The following is a 17,535-nucleotide window of genomic DNA, read 5'->3' on the forward strand; positions in this document are numbered from 1 at the left end:
CTCACTTGTGAGCTATTTCGCAACAAAAGTAAGTAATTAATTGAATATTAGAAATTGAAAATTGAAAATAATTTAGTCTGTAAAGGGAAATGCCTTTTTTGCCTTTTACCTTTTACTTTTTAGCTTTTCTTCTTATCTTTATACCGTTTGTGAAGAATTTCTAATTATTTAATTTCAATTTTCAACCTAACTATGGAAAAATTAAACCAATACATCGAGGAGAATAAGGAGCGGTTTCTGAATGAGCTGTTCGAGTTGATACGTATTCCTTCTATCTCATCTGAGGTAGAACACAAGCCCGATATGTATCGTTGTGCAGAAAAATGGAAATCCCTTTTACTGGCGGCCGGTGCCGATAAAGCCGAAGTTTATGAGACCGAAGGAAATCCGGTTACTTATGGCGAAAAAATCATCGATCCGTCTCTGCCGACTGTATTGGTATACGGACATATGGACGTTATGCCTGTCGATCCGGTGGAATTGTGGCATACGCAGCCTTTTGAACCCGTGATCAAAGACGGAAAGATCTGGGCTCGTGGTGCAGACGATGATAAAGGCCAATCGTTTATGCATGCTAAAGCTTTCGAATATATGGTGAAAACCGGTAATCTCAAGTGTAATGTGAAATTTATGCTGGAAGGTGAAGAAGAAATCGGTTCTCCGAGCTTGCCGAAATTCTGCCGGGATCACAAGGAGATGCTGAAAGCCGATGTTATTCTGGTTTCCGATACCAGTATGATAGCTCCCGACGTTCCTTCTATTACTACCGGTTTGAGAGGTTTGGCCTATTGGGAGGTGGAAATGGTCGGCCCGAATGCTGATTTACATTCCGGTATTTTCGGAGGTGCTGTGGCAAATCCGATCAATGTATTGTGTAAGATGATCGGAGATATGATCGATGACAAAGGACATATCACTATTCCCGGATTTTATGACGACGTATTGGAAGTCAGTGCAGATGAGCGGGCCAAAATGGCCAAAGCTCCGTTTAATCTGGAAGCTTACCAAAAATCTTTAGGTATAAAAGCCGTACATGGCGAAGAAGGATTCTCTACCAACGAGCGAACCGGTATTCGTCCCACATTCGATGTATGTGGTATTTGGGGAGGTTATACCGGAGAAGGGGCAAAAACAGTACTGCCTTCTGTGGCCCATGCAAAAATCAGTTGCCGTTTGGTTCCCAATCAAAAACACGATAAAATTGCTAAATTGTTCCAGGAATATTTCGAATCCATTGCTCCGGAATATGTGAAAGTGAAAGTAAGCTATCTGCATGGCGGACCATCTTATGTTTGTCCGATAGATTTACCTGCATATAAAGCTGCAGAAAAAGCATATGAAGAAGTTTATGGAAAGCAACCGATACCGGTGCGCTCGGGAGGTAGTATTCCAATTATCGCTACTTTTGAAGAAGTGCTGGGAATCAAATCTATTTTGATGGGCTTCGGACTGGGAGCCGATGCTATCCATTCACCTAATGAGAATTATCCGTTAGAGCAGTTCTTTAACGGCATTCGTACTATTCCGTTATTCTACAAGCATTTTGTAGAAGATGTGCATTAATCTTCTTCATACTACTTAAATTGGCGGACCTATGTTTCTCTGACTGGATTTTACTATCAGAATCGTAGGTCCGCTAATTTTTACCGGGGATTAGCCGATTCGCAAAAAATTGGCCGGATCGCATTTCTGATTTATCCTTATAGCGTGGTATAGACGAAAAAGCGGGTTCGTTTACCATTGGCAGGAATGGTCAGTTTTTGCAGATCCTGGGTTCCGGGATGATTGCCTGAGAACTTTAATTCGATATTGTTTTCACTGGCTTGTAGAGGAACACGGGCATAAGAAATCGAGTAGGGAAGGGTTTGCCAGTTGCGGGTATCTGCCTTCTCTGTAATTGCATTGGTCAGGCTGACGGCCAGACCGAGCCATTCATTTTGTTTGGAGGCTGCATATTTCAAGCCTTGTTTAATGCCTACCCGCAACAGCGAATTGGATAATTCCCTCAACATGCGGTCGTGCAGCGTTTTGAAGGCGATTTGATTGATGTCTTCGGCCATTTGTAAAGTATAGTTCTTCCCGTCATAGCTGATAACTCCTTGGGTGAAAGGACGCGGGCGTTCGACATATTTCGGGAATACGACCCGGACTACATCGATGTTCGCCAGGGAATTGCGGTCGTTTTCACTATATCCGTTTCCCCAGAAGAAAGGAAAGGTCAAACCGAGTTCTTCGTTGTGAAATACGATAACCCCGTCTCCTTTATCGATTTTGGTAAAAGTAATTCCCCATTCTGCTTTGACCGGCCCGAAACCGTTCAGCCAAAAAAATACTAATTGTCCGTTGGCCGGGAGCGGAGCCGGGGTATATTTCTGTTGGAATTCTTTTTCATACCCGGCTAACTCTTGGGTGAGTCCCGATTGATAGGCTGTACGCAGCAAGTCTTTTTTTAATTGTTCGGGAGCAGCTAACCCGAAATTTTTTAAATAGTCGGTTTGATAGGTGTTATAAGCATTCCGGTAGGCGATGAAAGCATTATTGTAATCTCCTGCAGCATCGTATATCAAGCCCATCAGTAATTGGGCAAATGCATCCCGTTGATAACGGTTTTTATGATCCGGGTATTTGTCATTTAATTGCTGTAGACGAATATTGATTTTACGTACTTCTACCAAAGCATCTTCCATATTATTCAACTGAAGGTAGTTCAGAGCCTTGTAAAAGTTAATCATGATCACTTCGAAATCTTCCGGGCGATAAGGACGGATTTCCGGATTCGAGATCAATACAGCAGCTTCTGTCAGCAGATTACGTTGTTGGTCTTCGGTCAGCTGTTCGGCGATTTCGAAAGCTTGATTACTCTTTTCGTAATGGCCTAACATAAATTCGACATAACCTTGATTCAGGTAATACAGTATTTTGTTTTTATCCCGGGCTTGTTTTTTATCCTTTTGCAGGAGTTTTTCAGCTTGCTCGAACTCGCCTTTACTTACAGCATCCTGAAATGCGGCTGTGCGTTGATACCAGGTGGCACAACTTGAAACGATCCAACAAAGGAATAGGACGATACAAAACCGGAATTTCATTATTTAGAGTTTTTGATTTGCGACTTACGATGTATAACGTTACAGCTAACTGTACGTAAGTGACCGATCGAAAACCGCAAATCTAAAATTAATATCTGGGTGGCCTTTCTCTTACAGGGCTCTGTCGCTAACTTGTTTTTTGATTTTCTTATCTCCCATCCAAACCACTTCGTTCGTTTCCAGGTTGGTCAGTTCCAGATCTACCTGATAATAGACAACCTGTTCTTTTTTGTAGCTGTCGACGATGCTATTGATGGTTCCTTGCAACATGAAATCGGCACCCAATTCCAGTCCCCATTTTTTAGCTGTCTCCGGCGAAGTATAACCTTGGTTTTGTTCGTCCCGTTCGGTACGTAATTCCTGCCGTTTTTCCCCGGCTTGTACAAGCCGGACACTTCCGTTTTTAATGATTGCTTTCTCTATGTCTTTGATGAAAGTCTCCGAATTGATGTGCTCATGGCTCTTGTTGGTTACTGTTCCGACAACAACTACCGGACGTTTATTGTTGTGCTGGCTCTCATAAACCGGCAACCAGCGAGCTCCAAGAAGATCGTCTATCATCTCGGCTGAAACCAGTTGTGAGTCCGTATCGTTCCAGCGACCGCTTAAATCGATGACTTCGTTCGTATTGACACGGGATACTTTACGTGTGGCACAACTGCTGAAGGCAATTGCCAGTGCGAATACTATCGTTACAGTGAAAATCTTTCTCATAATATATTTGTTTTAGTTTTTGATTTATCAATCAATTCTTATGCCAGAATGAGAGAATAAAATTTGTATATCTATTCTGCTAATGTTTTAGCGGCTCTGGCGAGCATAATTCCACTTTGGGAATCGATCCCTTCCATATATTCCTGGAGGGGAAGGGAACTAATCATCACTTGCTTACCCTTGCTGGAAGCGTGCAATAGATAAGTCTTACCTTCTTTTTTCCAGGCAAAACCCAAATGAGAGGTGTCCAACCCTTTTATATGCGTTGTGATCAGGATGATATCTCCATTTTTTATTTTATTACAAGCTTCATTAATCTTATCTTTTGGAATATAATAATACGTCCTTTGATTTATTGCTGTTTCAATGGTTTTGATCTTTTTAAGTAAGCTTGAGTCTTTTTGGAGTTGTGGATATTTCTGACTGTGTTCCGACATAAAGCAGATTTGCTTGGAATAAGGGATCCCGCCGGCAAATTGTGTAATATCGGTCAGCAAATGAGCTTGTTGCATTTCATATAACCAATCTGAAGAATAGTGTAAACGGGAAGTATAGTCGACGATCTCTGCATTCCGGTATCTGAGCCGGATAATATTTTGCACGAAAGCCTCTGTCGATTGTTGATTATATTGTTCCAAAAATGCCAAAGCAAGGACATTTTCCACGAACGTCACACAATCTAATTCGTGTAGATTGATAACCGGCAGTTCCTCCCGGGTGACGTTCAAAGTATTGCTTTGATAAGGAGTCCCTAAAAAAAAACGGGCGATAGAAGGGATTCTTTCATTTACAGGAAGATTGCCCAAGCGATGTTCTTCTGCATATTTCCAAAAAGAATTTAATACTTTCTGATCGGACGAAGAGAGGCGGTAAGCCTCACAACTGTAACTAGAAAGGAACAAAAATAAGAAAAGATGTAAAATTAGCCGGATCATATTTGAATAGTTCTTATCGGTATTTCTAACTACAAAGTTAGAATATTCTGCATTATCCCGGAACTACTTTCCCAATTAATTCTATCCATAAAAAGGGATTTTCATAATTGCAGAATAATTTTTAAGTTTGTGGTGAAATGGTAGTTAGAGCGGTAGATTTTAATTATATTACAAATAAATAATTTCTTTACACAAATGAAAAGAATCATTTTTGCCTTATGCTTATTGATTGCAGTGACGTCGTGTGTATCTAAAAAGAAGTATATGGTTGCTGAAAACGGTCGGTTGGCAGCTTTAAGCCGTGAACGGGTACTGAACAGAAATTTGGGACAACAGAAAGATGAGATTGCAAAATTGAAGCAACAGATCACTGACCTGATGAGTGATACGACTCGTTTAGGTCAAGCCATCCGCGATTATCGAAAATCATTGTATTCCAATCTGTCCGAACAGGAAAAACTGAATATGTTACTGAAGGAAAAAATGGAGAAACTGTCCGAACGGGAAGCTACCATCAATAAATTACAGGCCGAAGTCGATGCGCAAAACGCACGTCTTCAAAGTTTATTGAATAGTGTCAAGGATGCTTTACTTGGATTTAGCTCGGATGAATTGACCGTGACCGAAAAGAATGGGAAAATATATGTGGCTATGTCGGATAAGCTGTTGTTCGAGTCGGGGAGTGCACAGGTCAACAAACAGGGTAAAGAAGCGTTGGGTAAATTAGCGGAAGTGCTGAAAAAACAGCATGATATCGATGTTTTCATCGAGGGGCATACCGATAACAAACCCATTAAAACCGTGCAATTTAAAGATAATTGGGATTTAAGTGTCGTACGTGCTACTTCTGTCGTACGTATTCTGACCAAAGATTATGGGGTGAATCCTTTACAGATTTTACCTTGCGGCCGGGGGGAGTTTATGCCGGTGGACAATAACGAAAGTGTAGAGGGACGGGCACACAACCGGCGTACCGAAATCATCATGGCGCCGAAATTGGATAAGCTGATGGATATATTGAAATAAAAGGTAAAAGGTATAAGGTGATATTTTTCAACCTTTTACCTTTTATTTTACACCTTCTATCTTTTCTATATTGCTGCAGTAAACTGCTCCAGAAAACGAATATCATTCTCAAAGAACAAGCGTAAATCTTTGATGCCGTATTTTAACATTGTGATACGCTCGATACCCATTCCAAGAGCAAAACCGGTATATTTTTCCTTATCGATTCCATTTAATTCCAATACGTTGGGATCGACCATTCCACAACCCAAAATTTCCAGCCAGCCGGTACCTTTACATACATTACATCCTTCTCCATGACACAACGAACAGGAAACATCCATTTCTGCCGAAGGTTCGGTAAATGGGAAGTAAGACGGTCTCAGCCGGATTCGGGTTTCCGGACCGAAAAGTTCTTTGGCAAAATAAGTCAGCGTCTGTTTTAAATCTGCAAAAGAAACATTTTCATCGATATAAAGCGCTTCGATCTGATGGAAAATACAATGTGCACGAGCTGAAATAGCTTCATTACGGAACACTCTTCCCGGCGTCACTAACCGGATGGGTAAGGAATGAGTTTCCATGTCGCGAACCTGTACCGAAGAAGTATGGGTATGCAATACGATATCCGGATTTTTCTCGATAAAGAAGGTATCTTGCATATCCCGGGCCGGGTGTTCTTCCGGAAAATTCAAGGCTGAAAAATTATGCCAATCGTCTTCTATTTCCGGACCTTCTGATATCGTGAAACCTAGTTTATTAAAAATAGCCAGAATTTCATTCTTTACGATGGACAATGGATGACGGCTTCCTAGCTTGATCAGGTCTCCCGGTAAAGTGAGATCCACACCGGTTTTACCCTGATCGGAATTACAAAGCTTTTCCTTTAACTCATTCACTTTATCTAAGGCTGCTGTTTTCAATTCGTTCAAAGCTTTTCCGATTTCTTTTTTTTGATCTGCCGGTACATTTTTGAAATCATCGAATAAAGCGGCAATGGTACCTTTCTTACTCAAATGCTTAATCCTGAATTGCTCAACCTCTGCAGGTGTGGTAGCGGTGAAGCTCCCGATCTCTGATATAATCTGCTTAATCTTGTCTAACATGGTAAAGGCTTTTGATTATCAAAGTCACAAAACTACTTTAATTAATTGAGAATTAAAAATTGAAAATTGAAATTTAGAATAGAATTCAATTTTTCATGGGGATGAATCTTTTTACAATAGGATAACACAGACAGCCTGCGATGCCGCCTGAAACATCTGCGACCAAATCCCACACATCCCCGCTTCGGTTGAAAAAATTGGCTTGCAATATTTCAATTCCTCCTCCGTAGATCAGTGCCACCAGGATGGCGATCAGATAGATCCGGCTTAGTTTTAAGCAACTATATTCCTCGAGTGGAAAGATTAAAAGAATGGATAAAACGAAATACATACCGAAATGAACTACCTTATCCAGATGAGGGATATTCCAGTGTGGATCAGGGATGTCATCACTGGGCATCGCACAGAGAATAAAAATAATCACGACCCATAAAATATTGGCCAGAATAAAAATATGGCGAAGTTTACTGCTCATATACATTGGGGTTATTCGCTCAAAATTCTGACTTTTATTCTGACATCGGTGATAGGCCGGTCGTTTCCGTCTGTCGGAAGGGCGGCAATTTTATCGATTACCTCAAAACCTTCGATCACCTCTCCGAAAACAGTATATTCTTTATCCAAATGGTGTATACCTCCTTCGTTTATATAGGCATTCCGTTTTTCCTCCGGCATATAAATTTTGTTGGGATTGGCATTCCAGTCGAAAGCGATATCCTGTTTGATTTTCTCGGCAATTTCCCGGAATTCTTTTACTTTTTTCTGTTTTCGGAGGGTGTCCAGGATAGCTTTTTTCTCCGGAGTATAGTATTTTCGCTGAATAGCCCTTTTGATCGGAACATTTACTTGTTTTTCTATGATATCCAGTTCTTTGGGATCATACTTCCTACCCTGGACGATATAAAATTGGGAAATGTCCGATTCTTTGAAAAAATTAACCCGGTCGGGTTGGCGCGGTGCTGCTAATGCTCCTTTTTTGTGATAATGCTCCGGTTTGATTTCCGCATCGATAACGATCGGTTTACCGTACCCGATTGCAGCTCCCTTAATGGCTTTTTTACTATCCGACGAACCTCCCTGGATCACAAAATTTTTGATTACACGATAAAACAGACTGCCGTCATAGTGTCCGGCTTTGGCCAGACGGACGAAATTGTCCCGGTGGTTGGGGGTGTCGTTGTATAATTTTACAATCATGTTACCGAGATTCGTCTCGATAACCGCTTTTACTTCTTTTTCCTGAGCATATCCCATGTAAAAAAGACAGATTCCACATAATACACAAAAGAACTTTTTCATATTTTCTCCTTTCTTCATTTGGCAAGTTTATTCACCAGATATTTTACCGGGAAATAGGAGGCTGTATAGCCGATCGATAAGACGGCAAGCACGATGAGTAAAATATCTTCGAAAACAATTTTGACCGGATAGGCCGTGATGATATAGCTCCCGTCGCCGAGTGTGATCAATCCATATTTTTCCTGTAACAGACAGATGAGCGTCCCAAAGACGAGTCCAATGACTGCGCCGGCCATTGTGATAAGATTTCCTTCGGTTTTGAATACGGAAATGATTCTTTGATTTGTCATTCCCAGAGCTTTGTAAGTACCGAGGTCTTCTTTTTTATCCAGGATGAGCATCGAAATTGAACCGATAATGTTGAACGAAGCGATCAATAAGATAAACAGAAGAATCATAAAGACAGCCAGCTTTTCGGATTTCATCATAGCATAAAAGGCCTTGTTCAATTCGTATTTGTCTTCCAGACGATATGTTGTATCGGTGAAATCGGATAATTCTTTTTTTACTTCCGGGATCAGCTTACTGTCTTTCAGTTTAATTTCGATCTTCGAAATCTGATCGTTTATGCCGAAAAGACGTTGGGCGAATTCAAGATCTGTAAGTACATATTGACCTTCTATTTCTTGCTGGGAAGAAAAGAAAGCCGATGGGTACAGGTATGCTGTATTTAAAGCCGAAGCAGAAACTCCGGCATTTTTATCCGGATAATAAAATACCATAGGCGTTAGGAAATTGAGACCTATACCTAATTCTGCAGCCAGACCGTAACCGACAACCGATTTGTAGGTATCTCCGGTTTTGAGTTGAAAGGTACCTTGTATGATGTTATCCTCGAAATGGGTATTACGGGCATAGTCGTCGGCAACTCCTTTGATCGTTACCGGCGAAAGCTTGTCATCGTATTTTACGAGCGCTTTCTCTTCGACGATCTGATTGTAGTAGGCAACGGACGAATTATTGCGAAGTGCCTGATACAAAGAATCGTCGAAGTGGGAGAATTTACCTGTCAGAGGACTGATGACCAGATCGGGGGTGAAGCTGTCCGCACTCTTTTGTAATAACAGATCGATGCCATTGAAAACAGATAAGATGATTACCAATGCCGAAGTTCCGATAGCAACTCCAACGACACTGATGACCGAAATGATATTAATGGCATTCTGTTTCTTTTTGGAAAACAGATAGCGTTTGGCAATAAACAAAGACAGTTTCATTCCTGGATTGAATTGATGTCCGGTAACAAAGAGCGGTATCCGGATAGATGAATTATTTTAATAATTCGTCGATTTTGTCGATATAGTCCAGGCTGTCATCGACAAAGAAACGAAGTTCCGGCACGATGCGCATTTGTTTGCCGACTTTTTTCCCTAAAATAAACCGGATGCTTTTATTTTTTTCTTCCAGGCTTTTCATGACAGCCTCCACCCGTTCCGAAGGGAAAATACTGACATAAATCTTGGCATAAGAAAGGTCCGGACTGACCCGTACCGCTGTTACCGACAACATTGCTCCTTCTGTATATTCTTTACACTCCTGCTGAAACATCTCACTTAAATCTCTTTGAATCAGGCGTGCTACCTTATTTTGTCTTATCGAATCCATCGTATTTGAATTAAGTTGAAAAATTTTTCAACAAATATAGTATTTTTTCCTGATACTTTTATTACATTTGCATCCGCAAACGAGATGTAGCGCAGTTGGTAGCGCGCCACGTTCGGGACGTGGAGGCCGCTGGTTCAAGTCCAGTCATCTCGACAAAAAACAGGACGCACTGATTATCAGTGCGTTTTTTGTTTAAAGTTGATAAATCTACCCCTTAAACTATGATCCGGCCTTCATCGAAAATGAAAAATACCCGGTAGATATTTCCATGATACATAGTCCTTATTTCATAGAGGCTATCTCTGATAAATATGACGAATTTCGTACTAATTCTATTTCTGATCTGTAGAAGGTCAAGTAGATAATGAACCTTTTTAGGCTCGGTCGCTGACAGGGTTTTCATGAGATTGTCATAATAATCTCTGAATGCTATTATTTCCCTTTTCATACAGCAAATATAGTGAAAGGTAAGTGCAATGACAGATGACAACTTTCCGGCAAATCACCGGTTTTTACATGCTTCCAATGCCGACGTTTTACCGCTAGATCAAAGATTTTGCTATGTAAAGGGAAAAAATGTGTTTGGGTTTTGTTTTCAGGTAAAAATTGCTTAAATTAGCCTTAATCTTCTTATCCTTAAAATCATGCGTGGGTCTTGGGTATATAATTATTATTGCGATGAGAGCTGTCATCTTCAAAAAGATGGCAAACGGTTCATGGTATTGGGGTATATTGCGGCTCCCTTGCATAAAATAGAACAGATGAAGGGGGAGCTGAAAAGCTTGCGGGTGAAATATAAGAATACACTGGAAGTGAAATGGACTTATTTGAATGAGTGGAATTATCCGTTTTATGCGAAGTTGGTAGATTGGTTTTTCAAAAAAGGAGGGATACGATTCAGGGCGATTATCGTAGATAAAAGCCGGTATATTGCCGATAAATGTGATCATGATTACAATAAATTTTACTATCTGATGTATTATCAGTTGCTTTTTCATACTTTGGATCCGGTTTGGCATTATAATATTTATTTGGATATTAAAGATAATCTCAGCTCTTACCGGACTGAAAAGCTGAAAGACATACTGAATGTCAGGATGGAGATCATTGAAAAAATTCAGCATGTGCGTTCTCATGAACTGGATTTATTACAGCTGTGTGATTTATTTATCGGAGCCATTGCCTATAATCTGAATCAGACAGAGAAAGCGTCGGAAGCTAAAGTTCGATTCATAGAAAAGTTAAAAATCCGTACCCGGACGGATCTGGAAAGTACAACTTCAAAAAGAATTTCAAAATTCAACTTGTTTAGAATTCAGATTTGATATGCCCCTTAATCTGATCAAGACATATAATTCTCTTTTGGAATTGGATGCGTTCGATGAGGAGGAACGTAATGCATCGTTAATGGGCATTTTTAAAAGGGATTTTGTCGATTCGGGAAATTATTTCAGGCAAAAGAAGGTATTACCGACATTGTCACAAGGGAAAAATACTTTATCCATTTTTTTCAATCATTTGGTTACAATGGAAGATCGCTTGCATAGGGAGAGGATCTATGACCGGAATCGGGCGGTGAGGCTACATTGGATCAAATATCATCTTGAAGAAAGACAACCTGAACACTTGCAGGTGTTTTCCGTAAAAGACAAAGTAGCCATTCGTACTTACCTTTATGATGTACAGGAATCTTATGTTATCGTTCTGGAACCCCGGGGAGACAATCGGTATTATTTACTGACTGCCTATTATCTTTTGGGAAGAAACCGGTATAAAATTGAACATAAATTGAAACGTCGGCTGGCAAAAGTATATTGAGACGAAAAGCGATAAATACATCGATTTACCGCTTTCCGATTTCCTTCCTCCTTTGGAGGATGAACTTTCTACAAATATAAAATATTTATTGAATAAAGCCAATTCTTACCACCTGAATGTGAATCTTTTATAAATAGTACGAAAAGAAGGAGTGAGGTTTGGGAAAAAAAATTATTTTTACGTATCAAATGACATGTTTTATATTTTGATATTTTAAGGAATGGGAAAGATGTCATTTTTATTTCTTCTGTTTTCATTTTTTTTCTCGGAGAATGGGGGAGTGAAGATTGAAAAACAATTGTTGTACGATCGGCATACCTTGGAGGATAATTATGAATACAGGAAGGTGGAACGGAGTTTTCAGTGGGATAAGATTGCAGGGATGATAGATTCTTTGTTGAATTTTGAAAATCAGGCTAAAGAGTTCGGAGCTTTGAGTAATTATAAAAACCGGAACGGCCGTGCTCCATTGTCGGATTCGAGTCGGAAAGACGCTTATCGGGCTATCGAGGATAAATACGGGGTGAAAAGAGATCAATCCGTTCCATTTTATAAAACAGGGAACTGGGAAGTTCCCGAACGATATGGGCGTGATGGAGCGTTGGTATCGGTCATCCGTGATAGTGCGGGTTTTTTGTTGGTGACACCTTCTTCTTTCGGTGGTGAGTGGTGGGTACCTGAAAAATATGTAGATCGTTTGGGTGGGGCCGACTTTCGGAAGTTGATATTTATCGACCGGACGAATCAAAACCTGGCTACTTTGGAGCAGGGGGATTCTACCTGGTTGGTCAGGAGTATGAACCCGATAACGACAGGATTGCATAGACCGCCCTATAAGAGAGAAACGCCTCCGGGAGTCTATGTCATTCGCCGTAAGCTGGAAGCGATGCCTTTTTTAAGGGACGGTTCCATTGAGCCCGGAGGATTTGCTCCATGGGCCAGCCGTTTTTCCGGAGGAGCCTACCTGCATGGAGTACCGGTAAATTATCCGGACTCCGTTGTTTTGGAGTATAGCGGTACGTTGGGGACAACCCCGCGTTCGCACATGTGTGTGAGAAATGCTACTTCTCATGCTAAATTCATTTACGATTGGGCCCCTATAAGCGAAGCATTGGTGATTGTATTTGATTAAATAGGAAAGATGTATAAAGTAGTTATTCTAATTTTGAGTCTGGTGTGTGGGGTAAGAGCCGGAAAAGCTGTAGAAGCTTTACCGGAAACTACGGTGGCCTCTAGTTTTCAGTTGTATCAGGAATTGGGGTTGAGGGGAGAAGTGAATTTTCCTGCATTCGAACAGGCACTCAAAGGATTTTCCCGATATGCTTCCGGACAAGACCGCTTGTTGGTACTGATCGATTATACCAAACCTTCCACGGAGAAGCGGTTTTATATTTTAGATCTTTTGCAAAAAAAACTTTTACTGAGTACTTATGTGGCTCATGGCAGAGGAAGTGGGGATAATTATGCCGTGGCTTTTTCCAATAGACCCGGTTCGTATCAAAGTTCCCTGGGATTTTTTCGTACCGGTGATACTTATATGGGAAAAAATGGTTACTCTTTATTTTTAGATGGTTTGGAAAAAGGAATTAACGATAAAGCGAGGGAACGTGCTATTGTTGTGCACGGGGCTAATTATGCAGATCCTGCTGTCTTGAAAGGCCAGCAGCGTCTCGGTCGCAGTCTGGGTTGTCCCGCCTTACCACCGGATATCAGTAAGCAGGTCATCGATACTATCAAAGGTGGGGTATTGCTCTATATTTACGGATTGAACAAAGCTTGAGGTATATTTACTCTTTTCCGAGGTCGTTTTCGCACTAGGATTCTAACCAGAAGGTCCGGAGGATCTTATCTCGACAGAATTTCCGATTCTTTCAGCAAGGCAAGAGGAATGCTGAACAACGGGAAACTATAATTATTCTGCTTTTAAGTCGTTCGAAATTTATAGAAGTGGAATGAAACCGGGCAACGGTCCGGGGTGAGAAGTGATGCGATGAGACGATAAAATTGAAGCCGTTGTCCCGGATTGTCGGATATTGAGTTAACTTACTGTGTGTGAAATCGTAATAATTTTTAAGTCACACCTTTTAATTGTCGATTAATTCACTTAGATTTGCACGAATTTTAAAAACCTAATATTATCGATTTCAACGCATAGAAATGAGAAAATGGAGTATTGACGATTCAGCAGAACTGTACAATATCAACGGTTGGGGGCTGAACTATTTTTCGATTAACGAAAAAGGGCATGTTGCTGTAACACCTAAAACGGATGGACCTTCGATCGATCTGAAAGAATTGATGGAGGAGTTACAGGTTCGTGATGTGGAAGCCCCGGTACTTTTGCGATTCCCGGATATCCTGGATAATCGGATCGAGAAAATTTCTAATTGTTTTCAGGCTGCTGCTCAGGAATATGGCTATTCGGCTAAGAATTTCATTATCTATCCGATCAAGGTCAACCAAATGCGTCCTGTCGTTGAAGAGATTGTCAGTCATGGGAATAAATTCAATATCGGTTTGGAAGCAGGCTCGAAGCCAGAGTTGCATGCGGTACTTTCGATCGATATCGATGATGAGGCCATGATCATTTGTAATGGATATAAAGATGAAAGTTATATCGAACTGGCTTTGCTGGCTCAAAAAATGGGGAAACGGATTTTTTTGGTGGTGGAGAAATTGATGGAGCTGAAAACCATCGCTCGTTTGGCTAAGAAAATGAATGTGAAACCGAATATCGGAATCCGGATCAAGCTGGCTAGTTCAGGGAGTGGTAAATGGGAAGAATCAGGAGGAGACGTAAGTAAGTTCGGGGTAAATTCCAGTGAACTTCTGGACGCTCTCGATATTCTTGAAAAAAATAAGATGGCCGATTCTCTTCAGCTGATTCATTTTCATATAGGCAGTCAGGTGACCAATATCCGTCGTATAAAGACAGCTTTGAAAGAAGCTTCTCAGTTTTATGTGGAGTTGAAACGGATGGGATATAACATTAATTTTGTAGACATAGGAGGCGGATTGGGAGTAGATTATGACGGTACCCGTTCAGCGACATCGAATAGTATGAATTATTCTATTCAGGAATATGTCAATGATGCCGTTTCTTCTATTGTCGATGCTTGCGAAAAGAATGAATTGCCGCAGCCGAATATCATTACCGAGTCGGGACGTTCCTTGACGGCCCATCATTCGGTATTGGTTTTTGAAGCTTTGGCCAGTACCAGTCTTCCGGCTTTCGATGAAAATGAAGATTTGGCAGAAGATGCTCACGAGCTGGTGAAGGAACTATATGATTTGTGGGAAAATCTTAATCAGCCCCGTTTGTTGGAAACTTGGCACGATGCTTTGCAATGCCGTGAAGATGCTTTGAACTTATTTAATCTGGGCCTGATCGATTTGCGTACCCGCGCACAGGTAGAACGGCTTTTCTGGTCCGTTGCCCGTGAAGTATACGAGATGGCCGAAGCGACAAAACATGCTCCCGACGAGTTAAAAAAGATTGCGAAGATGTTACCGGATAAATATTTTTGTAACTTCTCGCTTTTCCAATCTTTACCCGATTCCTGGGCGATCGACCAGATTTTTCCCATTATGCCGATTTCTCGGTTGAACGAACAGCCTACAAAGTCGGCTACAATTCAGGATATTACCTGTGATTCAGATGGGAAAATCAATAATTTTATTTCTACCCGTAATTTTTCCTATCACCTGCCGGTACATGAATTGAGCAATAAAGAACCCTATTATTTCGGAGTATTCTTGGTCGGAGCTTATCAGGAAATTTTAGGGGATCTGCATAATTTGTTCGGTGATACCAATGCTGTGCATATCAAAGTGAAAAACGGTGAATATGTGATCGATAAAATTATTGAAGGAGAAACAGTTGCTGACGTACTCGAGTATGTGCAATTTACTCCCAAACGGATGGCTCGTACCGTTGAAGTATGGGTGACGACTTCTGTCAAAAAAGGGATCATTTCTCCTGAAGAGGGAAGGGAATTCTTATCCAATTACCGCTCCGGTTTGTATGGATATACTTATTTAGAATAGTAATAAGGCCGCTGGAAAGCGGCTTTTTAATTAAATCGTAATATGAAGACAGAAAAAGAGAAAATGCAGGCAGGGGAGACTTATTATGCTTTCGACCCGGAGTTAATGGAGTTGCACCGTGACTGTTTGAAATGGGTGGAAGAATATAACCGGACTTATTTCCGGGATTATACTCAAGGAGGTGAGTTACTTCGTAAGTTTTTACCGAATGCCCATCCTTCTTTAGTGATACAGGCTCCTTTTTGGTGTGATTTCGGATTCAATATTTACGGAGGTGAGAATGGTTTTATTAATTATAACTGTACGATTCTCGATACGGCCCGGATTTATTTGGGGAAAAATATACTGATCGGCCCGAATGTACAATTGTATGCTCCGATGCACCCGATCGATTATCGGGAACGCGCAACAGGAGCCGAACATGGCGAGCCCATTACAATCGGCGATGATTGTTGGATAGGAGGAGGAGCTGTGATTTGTCCCGGGGTGACGATCGGGGACCGTTGTATCGTTGCTGCAGGGGCTGTAGTAACTAAAGATGTACCCGACGATTCAATGGTAGGAGGAAGTCCTGCCCGAATCATTCGGAAATTGGCCTGATAAAGGGGAAGTCTGGTTTGGAAGGGGAACATTTACTAAACATGAAGATAGGGATTCGCTTTGTTGTAATCTTCTTTTTTTTCCGAAATTCGCTTCATAATAGGTATATAATAGCAGGATGGTTATGATAATAATCACAATCCATAAATCTTTATGTTTTCTTTTCCCCTTAAAATGAAATCTCATATTTCTTAATTTTTATTTCCAATTAAAACGGACGTTTTTTTTGTTAAAAGTTTATAAAGTTCATAACGTTTATAAGGTCCTTGTTTTTTGGTAAATATTTTTCAGATTATCGATTAGTAATAACCTTTCGGATAAAGCAGATTTAAAATCTGCTACCTTGTTTTAAGATGCATGTTATCAATATTTTAATTTATTCATCTCCTCCCATTTTTTTATTTTTTAGGGCAATCATTTTTCACTTAAAACAAAGCTTTCAGTTATTTTTCATTTCTCATTTTTATTCTTCATTTTTTGACGATTTTATCGTCAAAAAAAACGTCCGTTTATTTCAGAGTTAACAAATTAGAAATTCGTCAATAACAAAGCAAAAATATATTTTAATTTCATTATTTACAATCTTTATTGAAAATTATCCGATATAGATTGAATCCATAATCAACAAGTACTGATTTTGACAATTCGACAGAATTTACTGTTTTTGTAACCACCGTAACTATTACAATGGTTACAAAATTAAATCTTATGAAATTTTATAATCGGACATCTGAAATAAAGGAGCTGCAACGTATACAGAAGCTCTCGTTTGATAGTTATTCAAGAATGACGGTTATTACTGGCCGGCAGCGTATCGGTAAGACTTCCCTTGTAGTTGAGGCTACCAAGGGAGAGGGCTCTACTGTATATCTTTTTGTCAGTCGGAAAAATGAAACCACGCTATGTGAGGAGTTTACCCTACTTATTTCTTTTGGACTGGGAACTTATGTACCACCTGAGATTAAGAGTTTTCGTTCATTGTTCCAGATGGTGATGGAATTGGCAAAGACACGCAAATTTAATCTTATCATTGATGAGTTTCAGGAATTTGAATACGTCAATCTATCGGTCTATAGCGATGTACAGAACCTATGGGACCAATATAGGAAGCAGACCTATCTCAAGCTGATTTTAATGGGATCGGTATTTTCAATGATGCATAAGGTCTTTGAGGGATATAAAGAACCGTTGTTTGAAAAGTATTTCCGTTTAAAGATGATGGAAAGCCAACAATATTCAGCCATCGGTTCGTGGCGGGAACGCAAGAAAGGTAAGGATACGGATGAAATAGATATAATCGGCCTTTTTGCCGGGGATAAG

The 17,535-nt window shown here is 40.4% G+C and carries 18 protein-coding genes and 1 tRNA gene; 10 read left to right on the forward strand and 9 right to left on the reverse strand.

The annotated features are described in order from the left end of the window. Positions 1–192 precede the first annotated feature (192 nt). Positions 193–1,563 (forward strand): dipeptidase, encoded by a 1,371-nt coding sequence (locus WS34_RS04310; protein WP_013612816.1) that lies wholly within the window; start codon positions 193–195, stop codon positions 1,561–1,563. A 137-nt stretch (positions 1,564–1,700) separates the two neighbouring features. Here the strand turns inward: WS34_RS04310 and WS34_RS04315 are convergent, their stop codons facing one another. The 3 genes from WS34_RS04315 to WS34_RS04325 all read right to left on the reverse strand — a co-directional run bounded on the left by WS34_RS04315 (position 1,701) and on the right by WS34_RS04325 (position 4,735). Next, positions 1,701–3,086 (reverse strand): COG3014 family protein, encoded by a 1,386-nt coding sequence (locus tag WS34_RS04315; RefSeq protein ID WP_046403335.1) that lies wholly within the window; start codon positions 3,084–3,086, stop codon positions 1,701–1,703. 111 nt (positions 3,087–3,197) lie between these two features. Beyond that, complete coding sequence (lpoB, locus tag WS34_RS04320; protein WP_013612814.1) at positions 3,198–3,800, reverse strand: penicillin-binding protein activator LpoB; 603 nt, start codon at positions 3,798–3,800, stop codon at positions 3,198–3,200. A gap of 71 nt (positions 3,801–3,871) precedes the next feature. Beyond that, positions 3,872–4,735 carry an N-acetylmuramoyl-L-alanine amidase-like domain-containing protein gene (locus WS34_RS04325; protein ID WP_013612813.1) on the reverse strand — a complete coding sequence of 288 codons (864 nt, stop codon included), beginning with the start codon at positions 4,733–4,735 and terminating at the stop codon, positions 3,872–3,874. A gap of 195 nt (positions 4,736–4,930) precedes the next feature. Here WS34_RS04325 and WS34_RS04330 point away from each other — a divergent pair, with 195 nt between their 5' ends. Then, a complete protein-coding gene (locus WS34_RS04330; protein ID WP_046403338.1) occupies positions 4,931–5,761 on the forward strand; it encodes an OmpA/MotB family protein in 831 nt (276 codons plus the stop codon). Between the two features lie 65 nt (positions 5,762–5,826). Here the strand turns inward: WS34_RS04330 and pheS are convergent, their stop codons facing one another. The 5 genes from pheS to rbfA all read right to left on the reverse strand — a co-directional run bounded on the left by pheS (position 5,827) and on the right by rbfA (position 9,750). Further along, the gene (gene pheS, locus WS34_RS04335) at positions 5,827–6,846 is read right to left on the reverse strand and encodes a phenylalanine--tRNA ligase subunit alpha (protein WP_022160796.1); all 1,020 of its coding nucleotides are present in this window, start codon (positions 6,844–6,846) and stop codon (positions 5,827–5,829) included. An 85-nt stretch (positions 6,847–6,931) separates the two neighbouring features. After that, a complete protein-coding gene (locus WS34_RS04340; protein ID WP_022160795.1) occupies positions 6,932–7,321 on the reverse strand; it encodes a VanZ family protein in 390 nt (129 codons plus the stop codon). Positions 7,322–7,332: 11 nt separating this feature from the next. Continuing rightward, positions 7,333–8,163: a peptidylprolyl isomerase gene (locus tag WS34_RS04345; RefSeq protein WP_013612809.1), complete on the reverse strand. Its 831-nt coding sequence runs from the start codon at positions 8,161–8,163 to the stop codon at positions 7,333–7,335. Further along, entirely contained in the window at positions 8,160–9,362 is a 1,203-nt protein-coding gene (locus tag WS34_RS04350) for an ABC transporter permease (protein WP_013612808.1), read from the reverse strand. The genes WS34_RS04345 and WS34_RS04350 overlap by 4 nt, the downstream gene beginning before the upstream one ends. Positions 9,363–9,414: 52 nt before the next feature. Beyond that, positions 9,415–9,750 (reverse strand): 30S ribosome-binding factor RbfA, encoded by a 336-nt coding sequence (rbfA, locus tag WS34_RS04355; RefSeq protein ID WP_013612807.1) that lies wholly within the window; start codon positions 9,748–9,750, stop codon positions 9,415–9,417. An 80-nt stretch (positions 9,751–9,830) separates the two neighbouring features. On the opposite strand from rbfA, the gene WS34_RS04360 reads away from it, so the two are divergent. Further along, positions 9,831–9,903: transfer RNA gene (locus WS34_RS04360), tRNA-Pro, on the forward strand. Positions 9,904–9,964: 61 nt separating this feature from the next. Here the strand turns inward: WS34_RS04360 and WS34_RS15845 are convergent. Then, the gene (locus tag WS34_RS15845) at positions 9,965–10,198 is read right to left on the reverse strand and encodes a type II toxin-antitoxin system RelE/ParE family toxin (RefSeq protein ID WP_046403373.1); all 234 of its coding nucleotides are present in this window, start codon (positions 10,196–10,198) and stop codon (positions 9,965–9,967) included. A 196-nt stretch (positions 10,199–10,394) separates the two neighbouring features. Between WS34_RS15845 and WS34_RS04370 the strand changes: the two genes are divergently transcribed. The 7 genes from WS34_RS04370 to WS34_RS04400 all read left to right on the forward strand — a co-directional run. Beyond that, positions 10,395–11,075: a DUF3800 domain-containing protein gene (locus tag WS34_RS04370; protein WP_022160793.1), complete on the forward strand. Its 681-nt coding sequence runs from the start codon at positions 10,395–10,397 to the stop codon at positions 11,073–11,075. 1 nt (position 11,076) lies between these two features. Further along, the gene (locus WS34_RS04375) at positions 11,077–11,568 is read left to right on the forward strand and encodes a hypothetical protein (protein ID WP_022160792.1); all 492 of its coding nucleotides are present in this window, start codon (positions 11,077–11,079) and stop codon (positions 11,566–11,568) included. A 220-nt stretch (positions 11,569–11,788) separates the two neighbouring features. Next, positions 11,789–12,700, forward strand: a complete 912-nt coding sequence (locus WS34_RS04380) for a L,D-transpeptidase (protein WP_229041792.1) — start codon at positions 11,789–11,791, stop codon at positions 12,698–12,700. 9 nt (positions 12,701–12,709) lie between these two features. Further along, positions 12,710–13,348: a murein L,D-transpeptidase catalytic domain family protein gene (locus tag WS34_RS04385; RefSeq protein ID WP_046403340.1), complete on the forward strand. Its 639-nt coding sequence runs from the start codon at positions 12,710–12,712 to the stop codon at positions 13,346–13,348. A 377-nt stretch (positions 13,349–13,725) separates the two neighbouring features. Beyond that, complete coding sequence (speA, locus tag WS34_RS04390) at positions 13,726–15,615, forward strand: biosynthetic arginine decarboxylase (RefSeq protein WP_046403341.1); 1,890 nt, start codon at positions 13,726–13,728, stop codon at positions 15,613–15,615. A 42-nt stretch (positions 15,616–15,657) separates the two neighbouring features. Next, on the forward strand, positions 15,658–16,215 hold the full coding sequence (locus WS34_RS04395) for a sugar O-acetyltransferase (protein ID WP_046403344.1): 558 nt from the start codon (positions 15,658–15,660) through the stop codon (positions 16,213–16,215). 708 nt (positions 16,216–16,923) lie between these two features. Beyond that, a partial coding sequence (locus WS34_RS04400) for an AAA family ATPase (RefSeq protein WP_353743264.1) occupies positions 16,924–17,535 on the forward strand: 612 nt, incomplete at its 3' end.

It is taken from the genome of Odoribacter sp. N15.MGS-14 (genome assembly GCF_000980245.1).
GTDB classification, from domain to species: Bacteria; Bacteroidota; Bacteroidia; order Bacteroidales; family Marinifilaceae; genus Odoribacter; species Odoribacter splanchnicus.

Excerpts from the sequence above, each read along its gene's own strand:
- WS34_RS04315 (WP_046403335.1), bottom strand. The coding sequence starts at position 3,086 with ATGAAATTCCGGTTTTGTATCGTCCTATTCCTTTGTTGGATCGTTTCA.
- pheS (WP_022160796.1), bottom strand. The coding sequence starts at position 6,846 with ATGTTAGACAAGATTAAGCAGATTATATCAGAGATCGGGAGCTTCACC.
- WS34_RS04345 (WP_013612809.1), bottom strand. The coding sequence starts at position 8,163 with ATGAAGAAAGGAGAAAATATGAAAAAGTTCTTTTGTGTATTATGTGGA.
- WS34_RS15845 (WP_046403373.1), bottom strand. The coding sequence starts at position 10,198 with ATGAAAAGGGAAATAATAGCATTCAGAGATTATTATGACAATCTCATG.
- WS34_RS04330 (WP_046403338.1), top strand. The coding sequence starts at position 4,931 with ATGAAAAGAATCATTTTTGCCTTATGCTTATTGATTGCAGTGACGTCG.
- WS34_RS04385 (WP_046403340.1), top strand. The coding sequence starts at position 12,710 with ATGTATAAAGTAGTTATTCTAATTTTGAGTCTGGTGTGTGGGGTAAGA.
- WS34_RS04310 (WP_013612816.1), top strand. The coding sequence starts at position 193 with ATGGAAAAATTAAACCAATACATCGAGGAGAATAAGGAGCGGTTTCTG.
- WS34_RS04395 (WP_046403344.1), top strand. The coding sequence starts at position 15,658 with ATGAAGACAGAAAAAGAGAAAATGCAGGCAGGGGAGACTTATTATGCT.
- lpoB (WP_013612814.1), bottom strand. The coding sequence starts at position 3,800 with ATGAGAAAGATTTTCACTGTAACGATAGTATTCGCACTGGCAATTGCC.
- WS34_RS04370 (WP_022160793.1), top strand. The coding sequence starts at position 10,395 with ATGCGTGGGTCTTGGGTATATAATTATTATTGCGATGAGAGCTGTCAT.
- WS34_RS04375 (WP_022160792.1), top strand. The coding sequence starts at position 11,077 with ATGCCCCTTAATCTGATCAAGACATATAATTCTCTTTTGGAATTGGAT.
- WS34_RS04340 (WP_022160795.1), bottom strand. The coding sequence starts at position 7,321 with ATGAGCAGTAAACTTCGCCATATTTTTATTCTGGCCAATATTTTATGG.
- WS34_RS04325 (WP_013612813.1), bottom strand. The coding sequence starts at position 4,735 with ATGATCCGGCTAATTTTACATCTTTTCTTATTTTTGTTCCTTTCTAGT.
- WS34_RS04350 (WP_013612808.1), bottom strand. The coding sequence starts at position 9,362 with ATGAAACTGTCTTTGTTTATTGCCAAACGCTATCTGTTTTCCAAAAAG.
- WS34_RS04380 (WP_229041792.1), top strand. The coding sequence starts at position 11,789 with ATGGGAAAGATGTCATTTTTATTTCTTCTGTTTTCATTTTTTTTCTCG.
- speA (WP_046403341.1), top strand. The coding sequence starts at position 13,726 with ATGAGAAAATGGAGTATTGACGATTCAGCAGAACTGTACAATATCAAC.
- rbfA (WP_013612807.1), bottom strand. The coding sequence starts at position 9,750 with ATGGATTCGATAAGACAAAATAAGGTAGCACGCCTGATTCAAAGAGAT.